We start from the raw sequence: 14,776 nt of genomic DNA on the forward strand, positions 1-14,776 counted from the left end.
TCTTCTAGGCGGTCGACCAGGGGGGCGGGGAGGTGGGCGGGGTCCTCGGGGAGCAGGTCGATGACCGTGCGGAGGTCCCAGTAGGGGTGGTGGTCGTAGTTGCCGCGGACCTGTTCGAAGGCGGCGGAGAAGGCGTCGGCGGCGTCCGGGCCGTAGCGGGCCACGAGGTTCCAGCGCATGTGCGCGACGTCGACGCCGATGGGACCGTAGGAGGCTTTGTCCCAGTCGACGACGCCCTGGAGCCGTCCGTTGGCCCACAGGGAGTTGTCCGGGTGGTAGTCGCGGTGGATGAAGTGCGGCACGAACTCCGGCTGGGGTTCGGCGACGACCTCCTGGGCCTTGTCCCACACGCCGGGGTTGCGGGCGTGGAACGGCGGCCTGCGGACGACCAGGCGGTTGTGCGGCGTGTAGGGCGGCATGGTGGTCGCGCCCTTGACGTCGTGCAGCGTGACGAGCGCGGCGGCGAGCTGGATGAGGTACTCGGACAGGTCCTCGGGCAGCGGCCGCGGCGGGTGTCCCGGCAGCCGGGTGATGAGCAGCGCCGGCGCGTCGCAGCGTCCCCCTGACGGGTCTGCGGCGATCAGCTGCGGGGTGGGGATCTCACACCCCGCGAGCAGCAGCAGGGCGGCGATCTCGCGCTCGGGCGGGTACTCGGGGTCCCACTCGGTCCAGCGGCGCAGCACGAGCCGGTGGACGCTGCCGGAGCGGGTCTCGACGAGCAGCGCGTGGTTGGTGCGGCTCGCCCCGCCGGTGAGTGGACGCTGGAGCCTGACCACGCTGCCGGCGCCAAGACACTCGCACACCCAGCGCAGGGTCGCCGCGCTGGGCGGCCTGCCCAGCGGCAGGGCCCTGGTGGGGCGGGCTGTGGTGTCGGCGGTGGTCACGGGGTCCATGTAAACGGATTCCGAAGGGGAAGAGGAGTGATTTTGCGGAAGCTGAACGTAACACTTTCCTGATCGCGCACGTGGCCTTACGGAGGGGCGTCGGACGCTCCCTCCGTAAGGCCGTGTGCCTCAGGCGCCGTGAATCAGGCGCGGCTACTCTTTGCCGTCCCTGCGGGGGCGGAGCAGCGCCTCGGCGAGGGCGAGCATGGTCTCCTCGAGGGTGGCGAGGCGCTTGAGCACGTCCTCGTGGACGGCTCCGACCCGGTTGCCGACCTCGGCCTGCACGCCCTCGACGCGTTTGCCGAGCTCGGTCTGCATCGCCTCGGACCGCTTGGCGACCTCCTCGTGGACGGCGTCGGTCCGCTTGGTGACCTCGTCGTGCACGGCATCGGACCGCTTGACGACCTCGTCGAAGACGCCCTCGACGCGTTTGGCGACGTCGAGGTGGATGTCCTCGAACTTCTTGGAGATGTCCTCGCGGACGTGCTCGAACTTGCGGGACACGTCGTCCTGCGCGCCTTCGAGCCTGCGCTTGACGTCGTCCTGCACGTCGCGCCCGGTCTCCTCGAGCCGCTTGCTGAGCCCGCTGTACGCGCTCTCGACGATCTTGGACACGGTGTCCTCGATCTCGCCGCGGTCGGGCCTGCTGCGCAGCTCCACGATGAGCGGGTCGGTGACGGTGCTGACCTGGCGTTCCAGCTCGTCGAACCGCTCGCTGTAGTCGACGTACGGGCGCTGTGCCAGTTCGGCGAGCCTGCGGTGGATCTCGTTGATCTCCAGTGCGGCGGGGAGCTGGCCGATCCGTTCGCCGAGGGCGTCGAAGCGGCTGTCGAAGCCGTTGATCTTGCCGGTGAGTCCGTCGAGGCGGCCGTCGAGGCCCTCCAGCCTGCCGCCCAGGCCCTCGACGCGGCTGCCGAGGGAGCCGAGGCCCTGGTCGACGCGCTCGGCCATGTCCGACAGCGACTGCTCGACCCGGGAGGTGATTCCGGTGACCGTGTGTTCCAGCTTCTCCGAGCGGTGGCCGAGTTCGGCGAGCGACTTGTCGAGCCGGTTGAACCTGACGGAGGCGGCCTCCATCGCGCCCTGGAGTTTGTCGAGGCGTTTGGTCATCTCCTCCATGCGCTGGGAGGCCGCGGCCGTGGCGTCCGCGATGTGCTGCGCGGAGTCCATGACGGACTGCAGCCTGGTGAGGCTCTCGTCGACGTTCTCGGCGACGACGCCGACGTCGGCCCACAGCGCCGGGAGTTCGCTGACGGGTTTGATCCGCTCGCCGACGGCCTCGAGGTGCTCGCCGAGCCCTTCGGCCCAGTCGGGCGCCTTTCCGGTCAGTTCCTCGACCTGGCCGCGGACCCCGTCGAGCTGGCCGGTGAGGCTGCTGAGTTCGCGTTCCCTGACCTCGCGGAGCAGCCACTCCATGCCTTCGAGCCGCTGGCGGATCTCGTCCAGGACCTGGCCCTGCGACCTTGATTCGTACACGTGGTCTTGCGCCGCCCGGGCGAGCAACTCCCGCATCCGGTCCGAGACCGGTTGACCCCCCGTCTGCAGGAAGTTGTGATTCGTTTCCAACGCATGCCCCTTCTCACGCCCGTGCCCCCTGAATAACCGAAGGGCTCGTGCATTGATGTGAAGTGCTCACTTTAGTGCTTGATCACAAAGCGATAAGACGGCGTTGGAATGCGCTGGGATCATGGATGAAGCGGTAGATCATCTGCTTAGTGAGAAAAGCCGGATCTCTTGGGTTCGGGCAGCTGATGTGGGTGTTCTGCCGCAGGTGCGGCGGGGGTTCCGGGGTGGTTTCCGGGGAAACGGAACCGGGGTGCTCCGGTGCCGTCGCGGGCCGGAACCACGAATTATTGGCCCGCCGGGGAAAAGTGATTCCATTTGCCCGCCGCATTGTTTGCCCTATCCTGAACCGCGCCTTGCGCCGCGCTTTTCGGACGGAGCTTTCAGGCGGCGGTTCAGACGGCGTTCAGACGGGCGCCTCAGACGGGCGCGCACACGAGCGCGACGGGGGCGTCGCCGATCCGGGTGAGCACGACGGTTCCGGCCCGCGAACCCGACGGGCGCAGGTCGCGGCGGAGCCTGTCGAGGTCGGCGGCGAATCCGCGCTTCTTGAGGGTGAGGACGCCGACGTCGTGGGCGCGCAGGGCGGCTTTGAGGCGTTTGACGGAGAACGGCAGCACCTCGTGGATCTCGTACGCGGCTGTGTAGGGGGTGCGGACGAGGGCGTCGGAGGTGATGTAGGCGATGCGCGGGTCGGCCAGGCCGCCGTCCACGAGGGCGGCCGCCTCGCCGACGAGGTGGGCCCGGATGACGGCTCCGTCGGGCTCGTACAGGTAGCGGCCCCACGGGCGGACGGACGGGACGGTTGTCCTGGGGTCGGGTTCGAGGGAGTTGACCTCGCCGCCGCGCAGCAGGGTCGCCTTGCGGACGGGTCCTACCGCGAGCGTTCCGAGCCACAGGGCGGCTTCCTTGACGTCGCCGTCCTCGGAGATCCACTCGGTGCTCGCCCCTTCGGGGATCGCCTCGTAGGCGATGCCGGGGGCGACCTTCACGCACGCGCCGGGGGCCTTCATGGCGAGCGTGAGGAGGTCGTCCAAGGGGGGCTCGTAGGACTTGGGGTCGAAGACGCGGCCGCGCGCGGTGCGCCTGCCGGGGTCGGCGAAGACCTCGGCGAAGCCGGACGGGTCCTGGTCGAGCGCGTCGCCGAGCCGGACGCCGGCGATCCCGTCGACGTCGAAGGCCGCGAGGTTGGCGCGCGCGACGGCGACGGTCAGCGGATCGAGGTCCACGCCCGTCCCGGCGACCCCGGCACGGGCCCGGTGCAGCAGATCCGCGCCGATTCCACAGCACAGTTCGAGGACCGGCCCGGTGAACCGTGACGCACGGTAGGCGGCGACGGCCGACCGGGTCGACTGTTCGAGGCCGCGCGGCGTGAAGTACATGCGCGCCGCGTCAGGACCGAACTTGGCGGCCGCCCTGACCCGCAACCGCACCTGCGTCAACGCCGCGCCGACGAGTTCGGCGGGGTGAGTGCCCCGTAGCCGCGAGGCCGACGCGAGCAGCCCGCCCTCGGAGGTGTCGGCGGCCATGGCCTGGGCAAGAACCTCCTGCCCGGCGGGGGTGAGCAGCGCCGCGAAGGCTTCGGTCTCCATCCCCCAACGGTAGAGCCGGCCCGGTGACAGAGAGTCCGGTTGACTGGTGTCGGGGCACGGAATAATCTCACGACTGGCACTCTCCTGTGGAGAGTGCCAAAGCGACGAGCCCGGTCTGGCACCCGCGACGACAGGCCGGTCGAGGTCGCCTCCTACGTACGTACGCACACTTCACATCCGAAGGGGAGGTTCGACGTGTCGACCGCCACCAAGGTTGCCCTCAAGCCGCTTGAGGACCGCATCGTGGTCCAGCCGCTCGAGGCCGAGACCACCACCGCTTCCGGCCTGGTCATCCCCGACACCGCCAAGGAGAAGCCGCAGGAGGGCACCGTCCTGGCCGTCGGACCCGGCCGGGTCGACGACAAGGGCGCCCGCGTGCCGCTCGACGTCGCCGTGGGCGACGTCGTCCTGTACTCCAAGTACGGCGGCACCGAGGTCAAGTACAACGGCGAGGAGTACCTCGTCCTGTCCGCTCGCGACGTCCTCGCGATCATCGAGAAGTAAGAGCCCTCGGGCTCGCGTCGTCCGCCCCGGCGGCCCTCCGGGCGGCCGGGGCGGCGCGCTTCACACGGCAGACAGAGGGAAAACCCGAAAAAATGGCCAAGATCCTTGAGTTCGACGAGGGCGCCAGGCGCGCCCTCGAGCGCGGCGTCAACGCCCTCGCCGACGCGGTGAAGGTGACGATCGGCCCGCGCGGCCGCAACGTCGTCATCGACAAGAAGTTCGGCGCTCCGACCATCACGAACGACGGCGTGACCATCGCCCGTGAGGTCGAGCTGGAGAACCCCTACGAGAACCTCGGGGCCCAGCTCGTCAAGGAGGTCGCCACCAAGACCAACGACGTCGCGGGCGACGGCACCACCACCGCGACCGTCCTGGCGCAGGCGCTGGTCCGCGAGGGCCTGCGCAACGTGGCGGCGGGCGCGTCCCCGCTCAGCCTCAAGCGCGGCATCGACATCGCCGCCAAGCACGTCTCCGACCTGCTCCTGAAGTCGGCCACCGAGGTCGACAACAAGGAGGCGATCGCGCACGTCGGCACGATCTCCGCGCAGGACGCCAAGATCGGCGAGCTGATCGCCGAGGCGTTCGACAAGGTCGGCAAGGACGGTGTCATCACCGTCGAGGAAGCCCACACCTTCGGGCTTGAGCTCGAGTTCACCGAGGGCCTCCAGTTCGACAAGGGCTACCTGTCCCCGCACATGGTGACCGACCCCGAGCGCATGGAGGCGATCCTCGAGGACGCCTACGTGCTCGTCGTCGAGGGCAAGATCTCCAACGTGACCGAGTTCCTGCCGCTGGCCGAGCAGGTCGCGCAGAGCAAGCGCGCGCTGCTGGTCATCGCCGAGGACGTCGAGGGCGAGGCGCTCGCGCTGCTCGTCGCGAACAAGATCCGCGGCACGTTCCTGTCCGTCGCGGTGAAGGCCCCCGGCTTCGGCGACCGCCGCAAGGCGATGCTCGGCGACATCGCGATCCTGACCGGCGGCCAGGTCGTGTCCGAGGCGATCGGCCTCAAGCTCGACAGCGTCGGCCTCGACGTGCTCGGCCAGGCCCGCCGCATCACCGTCACCAAGGACAGCACCACGATCGTGGACGGCCTCGGCGACGCGCAGGCCATCTCCGACCGGGTCCGCCAGATCAAGGTCGAGATCGACAACAGCGACTCCGACTGGGACCGCGAGAAGCTCCAGGAGCGCCTGGCCAAGCTCGCCGGCGGCGTGTGCGTCCTGCGGGTCGGCGCGGCCACCGAGGTCGAGCTGAAGGAGAAGAAGCACAGGCTCGAGGACGCGATCTCCGCGACCCGCGCCGCGATCGAGGAGGGCATCGTCTCCGGCGGCGGCTCCGCGCTCGCGCACGTCGCCAAGGACGGCTTCGACTCCCTCGGCCTGACCGGCGACGAGGCCACCGGCGCCGAGGCGCTGCGCCGCTCGCTCGTCGAGCCCGCCCGCTGGATCGCCGAGAACGCCGGCCAGGAAGGCTACGTCGTCGTCTCCAAGATCCAGGAGCTGCAGACCGGCCACGGCTACAACGCCGCGACCGGCGAGTACGGCGACCTGAAGGCCGCGGGCGTCATCGACCCCGTCAAGGTCACCCGCTCCGCCGTCACCAACGCCGCCTCCATCGCCGGCATGCTCCTCACCACCGAGGCCCTCGTAGTCGAGAAGCCCGAAGAGGAAGCCCCCGCCCCCGCCAGCGGCCACGGCCACGGCCACGGGCACTAGCCTTTTTGGCCGAAAGGCTGCATTTATGGCCGAAAGGCCGACCCGCTCGCCTGGCGGCTCGCGGGTCGGCCTTTCGGCTGTTCGGGCGCTTCGCGATCCTGGGCTGCCCCTCCGGCCCTGGGGGCCTCCGGGGCAGCCCAGGGCGCCCTCACGGCACCCCCCGCCACCCCCCACCGCGCGGCCGTGGCCAAACCCCCGTGACTTCTCTCTGTGCGGCCCTGACCAACCCCCCGCGACTTCTCTCTGCGCGGCTCTGACCGAACCTCCGGGACTTCTCTCTGCGTGGCCTTGACCGAACCTCCGGGACTTCTCTCTGCGTGGCCTTGACCGAACCTCCGGGACTTCTCTCTGCGTGGCCTTGACCGAACCCCCGGGACTTCTCTCTGCGTGGCCCTGACCAAACCCCCGTGATGTCTCTCTGGGTGGGCCTTCCCGGTGGCTTCTGGGGGTGCTTGTGGTGTGGGGATTTTGGGGGGCGGTGGGGGGTGTGGTTGGGGGTTTGGAATTTGGGGTGGGTTGGGGGTGGGGTTGGGTTTTTGGGGATTTGTGGTGGGTTAAGGGGGGTGGTTATGGCGGGATGCGGTGGGGGTTTGGAAAGGGTCGGGGGGTGGGGGGTTGCGGGGGGTGTGTGAGGGCGCCCTGGGGCTGCCCGGAGGCCCCCCAGGGCCGGAGGGCAGTCCCAGGATCGCGAAGCGCCCGAACAGCCGGCGGGACGGTCCGCGAGCCGCCAGGCGAGCGGACCGTCCCGCCGGCCATAAGCAACGTGACCATTTCGTGGCCGTTATCTGTGAAGAGTTGAACCTTTCGGGTGGGCATAGTGCTCTCGTGACGGAGGCTGCGATCGTCGGGACCGATCATCGGCTTGGGCCGGGGCCGGTCCGTAACGGGGAGAATGAGCCCGATCTGCGGGAGCTTGCGGTGCTCGCGGTTCAGGGGGACGAGTTGGCCACCGAGGTGCTGATCGGGCAGGTGCGGCCGATGGTGGTGCGGTACTGCCGGGCGCGTCTCGGGCGGGTTTCGGGGCAGTATCACGCGGCGGACGACGTCGCGCAGGAGGTGTGCATCGCCGTGCTGTCGGCGTTGCCGCGGTATCGGGACATGGGGCGGCCGTTCGCGTCGTTCGTGTTCGGGATCGCCGCGCACAAGATCGCCGACGCGTTGCGGGCGGCGATCAGGACGGCGGTGCCGACGGAGGATCTGCCGGACGGCCCGGATGAGCGGCCGGGGCCTGAGGAGACCGTCGTCAGGTATCTGGAGGCGGCGCAGGCCAGGGAGATGCTGGGCAGGCTGCCGGCGCAGCAGCGGGAGCTTGTGCTGTTGCGGGTGGTGCGCGGGCTGTCGGCCGAGGAGACCGGGACGGTGCTCGGCATGAGCGCGGGCGCGGTGCGGGTCGCGCAGCACAGGGCGCTGGCCAGGCTGCGCGCGATGGCGGCGGCAATGGAGGCCCTGGAGGACCCGAGGCAGAGCGCGTGAGGGCCGGCTAGCCCTTGCCCTCTTCGCTGTCGATCACGCCGTCGACGTACCCGCGGGCGTACTCCCAGGTGACGTAGTCGACGGGGTCGGGGTCGAGCGCGGGTTCGTGGACGCGGGGCTGGCCCTCGTCGAGGAGTTGTCTGAGGTTGCCGCGCAGCAGGTCCCAGTCGATGTAGTGGGTTCGGCCGCAGTCCTCGCAGTCGACCGTGAGACCGCGCACACCGAGCGGTTCCAGCAGGGTGCGGAAGACCTCGAGGTCGGCGAGGTCGGCGAGCACGTCGTCACGCTCCGCCGAGCTCAGCGGAGCGATCTCTTCGAGCTCGCCGAGGGCGGCGGCCGGGTCGTCCGGGTCGCCGGCGAACGGGTCGAGCGGAGTCTCGTCGTGCACAGTCCCAAACTACTGCGCTGGCGGGGATGGCGGGAAGTCGCAGGTCCCGGAGGGTGTTACCCCTACGATGGGTAACCAAAAGCCGCCAACCCCGCAGGAAAGGCCGATCATGAACCCCGCCTCGGACGCCGCCGCGATCAATCCCGTCGCCAAGTTCGCTCCCGTGGGGCTGACCTTCGACGACGTCCTTCTCCTCCCCGGCTTCTCCGACATGCAGCCCGGTGACGCCGACACCACGACCCGGCTGTCCAGGGGCATCGAGCTGAAGATCCCGCTGCTGTCGGCGGCGATGGACACCGTCACCGAGGACAGGATGGCCATCGCGATGGCCAGGCAGGGCGGCATCGGCGTGCTGCACCGCAACCTTTCGGTGGCCGAGCAGGCCCAGTACGTCGACACGGTCAAGCGGTCCGAGGCCGGCATGATCACCAACCCGGTGACGTGTACGCCGTTCGCGTCGCTGGCCGACGTGGAGGAGCTGTGCGCGCGTTACCGGATCTCCGGCGTCCCCGTGACGGACGAACGCGGCATACTCCTGGGCATCGTGACCAACCGGGACATGCGTTTCGAGACGGACATGTCCCGTCCGGTGGCCGAGGTGATGACGCCGATGCCGCTGGTCACCGCGCCGGAGAACGTCGGACGCGAGGAGGCGTTCGCGCTCCTCGCCAAGAACAAGATCGAGAAGCTGCCGCTGATCGACGGCGAGGGCCGCCTGCGGGGCCTGATCACCGTCAAGGACTTCACCAAGACCGAGCGCTACCCCAACGCCACCAAGGACGAGGAGGGCAGGCTCGTCGTGGCGGCGGCCGTCGGCGTCGGCGAGGAGTCGATCAAGCGGGCGCAGGCGCTCATCGACGCGGGCGTCGACGCCGTCATCGTGGACACCGCGCACGGCCACTCCAAGGGCGTGCTCGACACGATCGCCAAGATCAAGGCGAACTCGCGGGTGCAGGTGATCGGCGGCAACGTGGCGACCTATGCGGGGGCCAAGGCGCTGGTCGACGCCGGGGCGGACGCCGTCAAGGTGGGGGTGGGGCCCGGCTCGATCTGCACCACGCGCGTCGTCGCGGGGGTGGGCGTGCCGCAGATCACGGCGATCAACGAGGCAGCGCGGGCGTGCGCCCCGGCCGGGGTGCCGGTGATCGGCGACGGCGGCCTGCAGTACTCAGGGGACATCGGCAAGGCGATCGCGGCGGGCGCGTCGACGGTGATGCTCGGCTCGCTGCTCGCGGGCGTCGACGAGTCCCCCGGCGACCTGGTGTTCGTACACGGCAAGCAGTACAAGATGTACCGGGGCATGGGCTCGCTCGGCGCGATGCGCAACCGGGAGCGCGGCAAGTCCTACTCCAAGGACCGCTACGCGCAGGGCGACGTCACGTCCGAGGAGAAGCTGATCCCCGAGGGCATCGAGGGCCAGGTGCCCTACCGCGGCCCGCTCGCGGCGGTCGCGCACCAGCTCGTCGGCGGGCTGCACCAGGCGATGTGGTACACCGGCAGCCGCACGATCGCCGACCTCCAGGAGGGCGGCAGGTTGATGCAGATCACGTCGGCGGGCCTCAAGGAGAGCCACCCCCACGACATCCAGATGACCGTGGAAGCCCCCAACTACCAGGGTCGATAGACTCGCCGGGTTCGGCTTTGCGTCGAGCACCCTCCCGAGGGGTGACGAGGTCGCGCGGCCCTGCGGGGCCGCACTTATGAAGGGCTAGATGGTGGCTGCTGAGGTGGAGATCGGGCGCGGCAAGAGCGGGCGCCGGGCTTATGCCTTTGACGAGATCGGCATCGTCCCGTCCCGTCGGACGCGCGACCCCGAGGAGGTCAGCGTCGCCTGGCAGATCGACGCCTACCGGTTCGAGATCCCGTTGCTCGTCGCGCCGATGGACTCGGTCGTCAGCCCGGCGACCGCCATCCAGATCGGGCGGTTCGGCGGCGTCGGCGTCCTCGATCTTGAGGGGTTGTGGACGCGGTACGAGAACCCCGAGCCGCTGCTCGCGGAGATCGCGTCGCTTGACGAGTCGCGCGCGACGCGCCGCCTCCAGGAGGTCTACAGCGCGCCGATCAAGGAGGAGCTGATCGGGCAGCGGATCGCCGAGGTGCGCGAGGCGGGCGTGACGGTCGCGGCGTCGCTTTCGCCGCAGCGGACGGCGAAGCTGTCCAAGGCCGTGGTGGACGCGGGCGTCGACCTCTTTGTGATCCGCGGCACGACGGTCTCGGCCGAGCACGTGTCGGGGCGGGCCGAGCCGCTGAACCTCAAGCAGTTCATCTACGAGCTGGACGTGCCCGTCATCGTCGGCGGGTGCGCGACCTACCAGGCGGCGCTGCACCTGATGCGGACCGGGGCGGCGGGCGTGCTCGTCGGCTTCGGCGGCGGGTCGGCGCACACCACGCGCGGTGTGCTCGGCGTCGCGGTGCCGATGGCGACGGCGGTCGCGGACGTCGCGGCGGCGCGCAAGGACTACCTCGACGAGTCCGGCGGGCGGTACGTGCACGTCATCGCCGACGGCGGGATGCGCTCGTCGGGCGACATCGCCAAGGCCGTCGCGTGCGGCGCGGACGCCGTCATGGTCGGCTCGCCGATCGCGCGCGCGACCGAGGCCCCCGGGCGCGGCTACCACTGGGGCAGCGAGGCACACCACGGCGACGTGCCGCGCGGCACCCGCCTCGACCTCGGCACGATCGGCACCCTCGAGCAGATCCTGTTCGGCCCCTCCCACGTGGCCGACGGTTCGATGAACCTCATCGGCGCGCTCAAGCGCGCGATGGCCACCTCCGGCTACACCGAGGTGAAGGACTTCCAGCGCGTCCAGGTAGTCGTCACCCCCCAGTAACACCCCAACGGCCCCGCCCAACCGCCTGACGACACCCGGGCGGGGCCTTGCGCTTCCCGCGCTTCCGCGCGCGGTCGAGCGCGGCGCGGCCGGGTGGGCGTTGTGCTTCCGGGTCTTCCGCGCGTGGCGCGGTGTGGCGGGGCTTGTGCGGCCTGGGCGTCCGCGCGGTTGGGGTCGTGCCCGGGGTTGGGGGTTTTTCGCCGGGGTTGAGCGTCGTTGGGCGCTCGGGGCCGGCTTTTGGGGTGGGGTTGGGTGAGGGGGTGTTACCGGTGGGTAATTGTTGTTGGGGGGTGCTGTTCTGGGGGTTGCGAAGGGATCTAGCTTGGGAACGGACAACGGGAAAGCCGAGGGCGGGGGAGTGGGGACATGATCGGTCTGGGCGCGTCGAAGCTGGGTCCTGGGGAGCGGGAGCACGCGCTCGGGCGGATGGCCGCTGAGGAGTTCGATGTCGTTGTGGTGGGCGGGGGGATCGTGGGGGCGGGGGTGGCGCTCGATGCCGTGACGCGGGGGTTGAAGGTCGCGCTCGTTGAGGCTCGGGACTTCGCTTCGGGGACGTCGTCGCGGTCGTCGAAGTTGATTCACGGTGGTCTGCGGTATTTGGAGCAGTACAACTTTGATCTCGTACGTGAGGCGTTGACCGAGCGCGGCCTGTTGCTCCAGCGGATCGCGCCGCACCTCGTGCGTCCCGTGCCGTTCCTGTTCCCGATGACGCATCACGTGTGGGAGCGCGCTTACGTCGGGGCGGGGGTCGCGCTGTACGACGCGCTGTCCTTCTCGATGGGCGCGACGCGCGGTGTCCCGGGGCACAGGCATCTGTCGCGCAGGCAGGCGCAGCGGGTCGCGCCGTCACTGAAGAAGGCGTCGTTCACGGGCGCGGTGCAGTACTGGGACGCGCAGGTCGATGACGCCCGGTACGTCATGATGGTGCTGCGTACGGCCGCCGGGTACGGGGCGCAGATCGCGTCGCGTACGCAGTGCGTAGGGTTCCTGCGCGAGGGCGAGCGCGTCACGGGCGTGCGGGTGCGCGACCTCGAGTCGGGCGACAAGCTCGAGGTGCGGGCCAAGCAGGTCGTCAACGCTACGGGCGTGTGGACCGACGACATCCAGGACCTCGTGGGCGGACGCGGGCAGATCCATGTGCGGGCGTCCAAGGGCATCCACCTCGTCGTGCCGCGCGACCGGATTCACAGCTCGTCGGGGATCATTCTGCGCACCGAGAAGTCCGTGCTGTTCGTGATCCCGTGGGGGCGGCACTGGATCATCGGCACCACCGACACCACGTGGACGCTCGACAAGGCGCACCCGGCCGCGTCCAAGGCCGACATCGACTACCTGCTCGACCATGTGAACGCGTTCCTCACGGTCCCGCTGACGCATGACGACGTCGAGGGCGTCTACGCGGGGCTGCGGCCGCTGCTGTCGGGGGAGTCCGACGAGACGTCGAAGCTGTCGCGCGAGCACGTCGTCGCGCATCCCGTCCCTGGCTTGGTGATGATCGCGGGCGGCAAGTACACGACGTACCGGGTGATGGCCAAGGACGCCGTCGACGCCGTCGTGCACGGGCTCGACGGCAGGATCGCCGCGTCGTGTACCGACAGGGTCGCCCTCGTCGGCGGGGCCGGATATCAGGCGATGTGGAACTCGCGGTACCGGCTCGCCGCCTCGTCCGGGCTGCACGTCGCGCGGATCGAACACCTGCTGCGCCGCTACGGCACCCTCATCGACGACCTGCTCGCGCTCGTCGCCGAACGCCCCGACCTGGGCAGGCCGCTCACCGGGGCCGACGACTACCTGCGCGCGGAGGTCGTCTACGCGGCGTCGCACGAGGGCGCGCGGCACCTCAACGACATCCTGTCGCGGCGCACGAGGATCTCGTTCGAGACCTGGGACCGTGGGCTCGGCGCGGCGGAGGAAACCGCCGAACTCGTCGCGCCGGTGCTCGGCTGGAGCGCCGAGCAGGCCCGCCGCGAGATCGAGTACTACCGGACGGGCATCGAGGCCGAGCGCGCCTCCCAGTCGTCCGAGGACGACCAGGAGGCCGACGCCCTGCTCAGGGGCGCGCCGGAGATAGTCCCGACGGCCGCGATCTGAGCCGTTAGGAGATGCCGACGATCGGGAGGCGGTAGGCGGCGGGGGCCGTCGCCGGGACCAGGGGGTTCTTCGGCGCGATCGGGGTGAGGCGCAGGTACTGCGTCGCGAGTTCGGGGCGTTTGTCGCCTTCGCCCCGGTTCGGCCACAGTGCCATGGCCCGCTCGGCCTGCGCGGTGATCGTCAGCGACGGGTTCACGCCGAGGTTCGCCGAGATCGTCGACCCGTCGACGATGTGCAGGCCGGGGTGGCCGTACACCCGGTGATAAGGGTCGATGACGCCGGTCTCGGGCGAGTCGCCGATGACGCACCCGCCGATGAAGTGCGCGGTGAGCGGGATGTCGAACAGGTCGCCCCAGTTGCCGCCGGGCAGCCCGCCGGTCTCCTCGGCCATCAGCCTGACCGCCTCGTGCCCGACCGGAATCCACGTCGGGTTCGGCTCGCCGTGGCCCGGTTCGGCCCGCACGCCCCACCCGAACAGGCCCTTGCGGCCGTGGACGGTGATCGAGTTGTCGCGCGTCTGCATGACGAGCGCGATGACCGTCCGCTCCGACCAGTGCCGCAGGTTCGCCAGCCGCAGCAGGTCCCACGGGCGGCGCGCGACCTCGCCGAGGAACTTCAGCCAGCGGGGCTTTCCGCCGCCGTCGATGAGCAGCGAGCGGACCATGCCCATGAGGTTCGAGCCGTGCCCGTACCTGACGGGTTCGATGTGGGTGTGCTCGTCCGGGTGGAAGGACGAGGTGATCGCGACGCCCTTGGAGAAGTCCTCGCCCGCGTACTTGTAACGCTCCGCGCCGAGGATCGCCTCGGAGTTCGTCCGGGTGAGGACGCCGAGGCGGTCGGAGAGCTTCGGCAGCGACGACGCCTTCAGCTTGTGCAGCAGCTTCTGCGTCCCGTACGTCCCGGCGGCGAAGACGACGTGCTCGGCCGTCAGCGTCTTCCGGTTGCGGAACGGGGTCCCGGTCCGGACGAGGTCGACCGCGTAGCCGCCGTCGATCGGCCGCACGTCGGTCACCCGGGACAGCGGCATGATGCGCGCGCCGCCCTTCTCCGCCAGATACAGGTAGTTCTCTGTGAGCATGTTCTTCGACCCGTGCCTGCACCCCGACATGCACTCGCCGCACTGGGTGCAGCCGACGCGCTCGGGCCCTTCCCCGCCGAAGTACGGGTCGGCCTCACGGGAGCCGCCGTGCTTGCCGAAGAACACGCCGACGGGCGTCAGCCGGAAGGTGTCGGCCTTGCCCATCTTCTCCGCGACCTTCTTCATGACCCGGTCGGCGGGGGTGAGCGCGGGGTTCTGGACCACCCCGAGCATCCGCTGTGCCTGGTCGTAGAAGGGGGCGAGCTCGTCACGCCAGTCGGTGATGTGGCCCCACTGCGCGTCCTCGAAGAACGGCGCGGGCGGCACGTACAGGGTGTTGGCGTAGTTCAGGGAGCCGCCGCCGACGCCGGCCCCGGCCAGCACCGTCACCATGCCGCCCTTCGCGCCGCGCACGAGGTGGATGCGCTGGATGCCGGTGAGCCCGAGCGGCGGGGCCCACACGTAGGAGCCGAGCCGCCATGACGTCTTGGGCAGCGGCCTGTCCCCGGTGCCCTCGCCGCGCGTGTCGTACCGGCGGCCCGCCTCGATGACGCCGACGCGGTAGCCCTTCTCGGTGAGCCGGAGCGCGGTCACGCTGCCGCCGAACCCCGAGCCGATCACCAGGACGTCGTAGTCCTTGTGCGCGCTGTCGTCCAT

General features: G+C 70.1%; 11 protein-coding genes. 6 read left to right on the top strand and 5 right to left on the bottom strand.

What is annotated here, in order from left to right; genetic code table 11:
* The 3 genes from R9X44_RS31860 to R9X44_RS31870 form a co-directional block, all read right to left on the bottom strand.
* On the bottom strand, positions 1 to 893 hold an 893-nt coding region (locus R9X44_RS31860), incomplete at its 3' end, for an aminoglycoside phosphotransferase family protein (RefSeq protein ID WP_319818067.1).
* 144 nt (positions 894 to 1,037) lie between these two features.
* Complete coding sequence (locus R9X44_RS31865) at positions 1,038 to 2,360, bottom strand: hypothetical protein (protein WP_319818068.1); 1,323 nt, start codon at positions 2,358 to 2,360, stop codon at positions 1,038 to 1,040.
* Positions 2,361 to 2,866: 506 nt separating this feature from the next.
* Entirely contained in the window at positions 2,867 to 4,039 is a 1,173-nt protein-coding gene (locus tag R9X44_RS31870) for a class I SAM-dependent methyltransferase (RefSeq protein ID WP_319818069.1), read from the bottom strand.
* Between the two features lie 195 nt (positions 4,040 to 4,234).
* Here R9X44_RS31870 and groES point away from each other — a divergent pair, with 195 nt between their 5' ends.
* The 3 genes from groES (at position 4,235) to R9X44_RS31885 (ending at position 7,731) form a co-directional block, all read left to right on the top strand.
* Positions 4,235 to 4,543 (top strand): co-chaperone GroES, encoded by a 309-nt coding sequence (groES, locus tag R9X44_RS31875; protein WP_319818070.1) that lies wholly within the window; start codon positions 4,235 to 4,237, stop codon positions 4,541 to 4,543.
* Between the two features lie 92 nt (positions 4,544 to 4,635).
* Positions 4,636 to 6,258 (top strand): chaperonin GroEL, encoded by a 1,623-nt coding sequence (gene groL, locus R9X44_RS31880; protein ID WP_319818071.1) that lies wholly within the window; start codon positions 4,636 to 4,638, stop codon positions 6,256 to 6,258.
* 840 nt (positions 6,259 to 7,098) lie between these two features.
* Positions 7,099 to 7,731 carry a sigma-70 family RNA polymerase sigma factor gene (locus R9X44_RS31885; RefSeq protein WP_319818182.1) on the top strand — a complete coding sequence of 211 codons (633 nt, stop codon included), beginning with the start codon at positions 7,099 to 7,101 and terminating at the stop codon, positions 7,729 to 7,731.
* Positions 7,732 to 7,738: 7 nt separating this feature from the next.
* Here the strand turns inward: R9X44_RS31885 and R9X44_RS31890 are convergent, their stop codons facing one another.
* Entirely contained in the window at positions 7,739 to 8,119 is a 381-nt protein-coding gene (locus R9X44_RS31890) for a DUF5319 domain-containing protein (RefSeq protein ID WP_319818072.1), read from the bottom strand.
* 109 nt (positions 8,120 to 8,228) lie between these two features.
* Here R9X44_RS31890 and guaB point away from each other — a divergent pair, with 109 nt between their 5' ends.
* The 3 genes from guaB to glpD all read left to right on the top strand — a co-directional run bounded on the left by guaB (position 8,229) and on the right by glpD (position 13,041).
* Positions 8,229 to 9,743 carry an IMP dehydrogenase gene (guaB, locus tag R9X44_RS31895; protein ID WP_319818073.1) on the top strand — a complete coding sequence of 505 codons (1,515 nt, stop codon included), beginning with the start codon at positions 8,229 to 8,231 and terminating at the stop codon, positions 9,741 to 9,743.
* An 88-nt stretch (positions 9,744 to 9,831) separates the two neighbouring features.
* The gene (locus R9X44_RS31900) at positions 9,832 to 10,950 is read left to right on the top strand and encodes a GuaB3 family IMP dehydrogenase-related protein (protein WP_319818074.1); all 1,119 of its coding nucleotides are present in this window, start codon (positions 9,832 to 9,834) and stop codon (positions 10,948 to 10,950) included.
* A gap of 366 nt (positions 10,951 to 11,316) precedes the next feature.
* A complete protein-coding gene (glpD, locus tag R9X44_RS31905) occupies positions 11,317 to 13,041 on the top strand; it encodes a glycerol-3-phosphate dehydrogenase (RefSeq protein ID WP_319818075.1) in 1,725 nt (574 codons plus the stop codon).
* Between the two features lie 4 nt (positions 13,042 to 13,045).
* Here the strand turns inward: glpD and R9X44_RS31910 are convergent, their stop codons facing one another.
* Positions 13,046 to 14,776, bottom strand: coding sequence for a GMC family oxidoreductase (locus R9X44_RS31910; RefSeq protein ID WP_319818076.1), 1,731 nt, complete (start codon positions 14,774 to 14,776; stop codon positions 13,046 to 13,048).

Source organism: Actinocorallia sp. A-T 12471 (assembly GCF_033875155.1).
Classification (GTDB): Bacteria; Actinomycetota; Actinomycetes; order Streptosporangiales; family Streptosporangiaceae; genus Actinocorallia.

What these genes read in the sequence shown, in the direction of transcription:
- R9X44_RS31870 (WP_319818069.1), bottom strand. Translation starts at nt 4,039, where the DNA reads ATGGAGACCGAAGCCTTCGCGGCGCTGCTCACCCCCGCCGGGCAGGAG.
- groL (WP_319818071.1), top strand. Translation starts at nt 4,636, where the DNA reads ATGGCCAAGATCCTTGAGTTCGACGAGGGCGCCAGGCGCGCCCTCGAG.
- guaB (WP_319818073.1), top strand. Translation starts at nt 8,229, where the DNA reads ATGAACCCCGCCTCGGACGCCGCCGCGATCAATCCCGTCGCCAAGTTC.
- R9X44_RS31900 (WP_319818074.1), top strand. Translation starts at nt 9,832, where the DNA reads ATGGTGGCTGCTGAGGTGGAGATCGGGCGCGGCAAGAGCGGGCGCCGG.
- glpD (WP_319818075.1), top strand. Translation starts at nt 11,317, where the DNA reads ATGATCGGTCTGGGCGCGTCGAAGCTGGGTCCTGGGGAGCGGGAGCAC.
- R9X44_RS31910 (WP_319818076.1), bottom strand. Translation starts at nt 14,776, where the DNA reads ATGGACGACAGCGCGCACAAGGACTACGACGTCCTGGTGATCGGCTCG.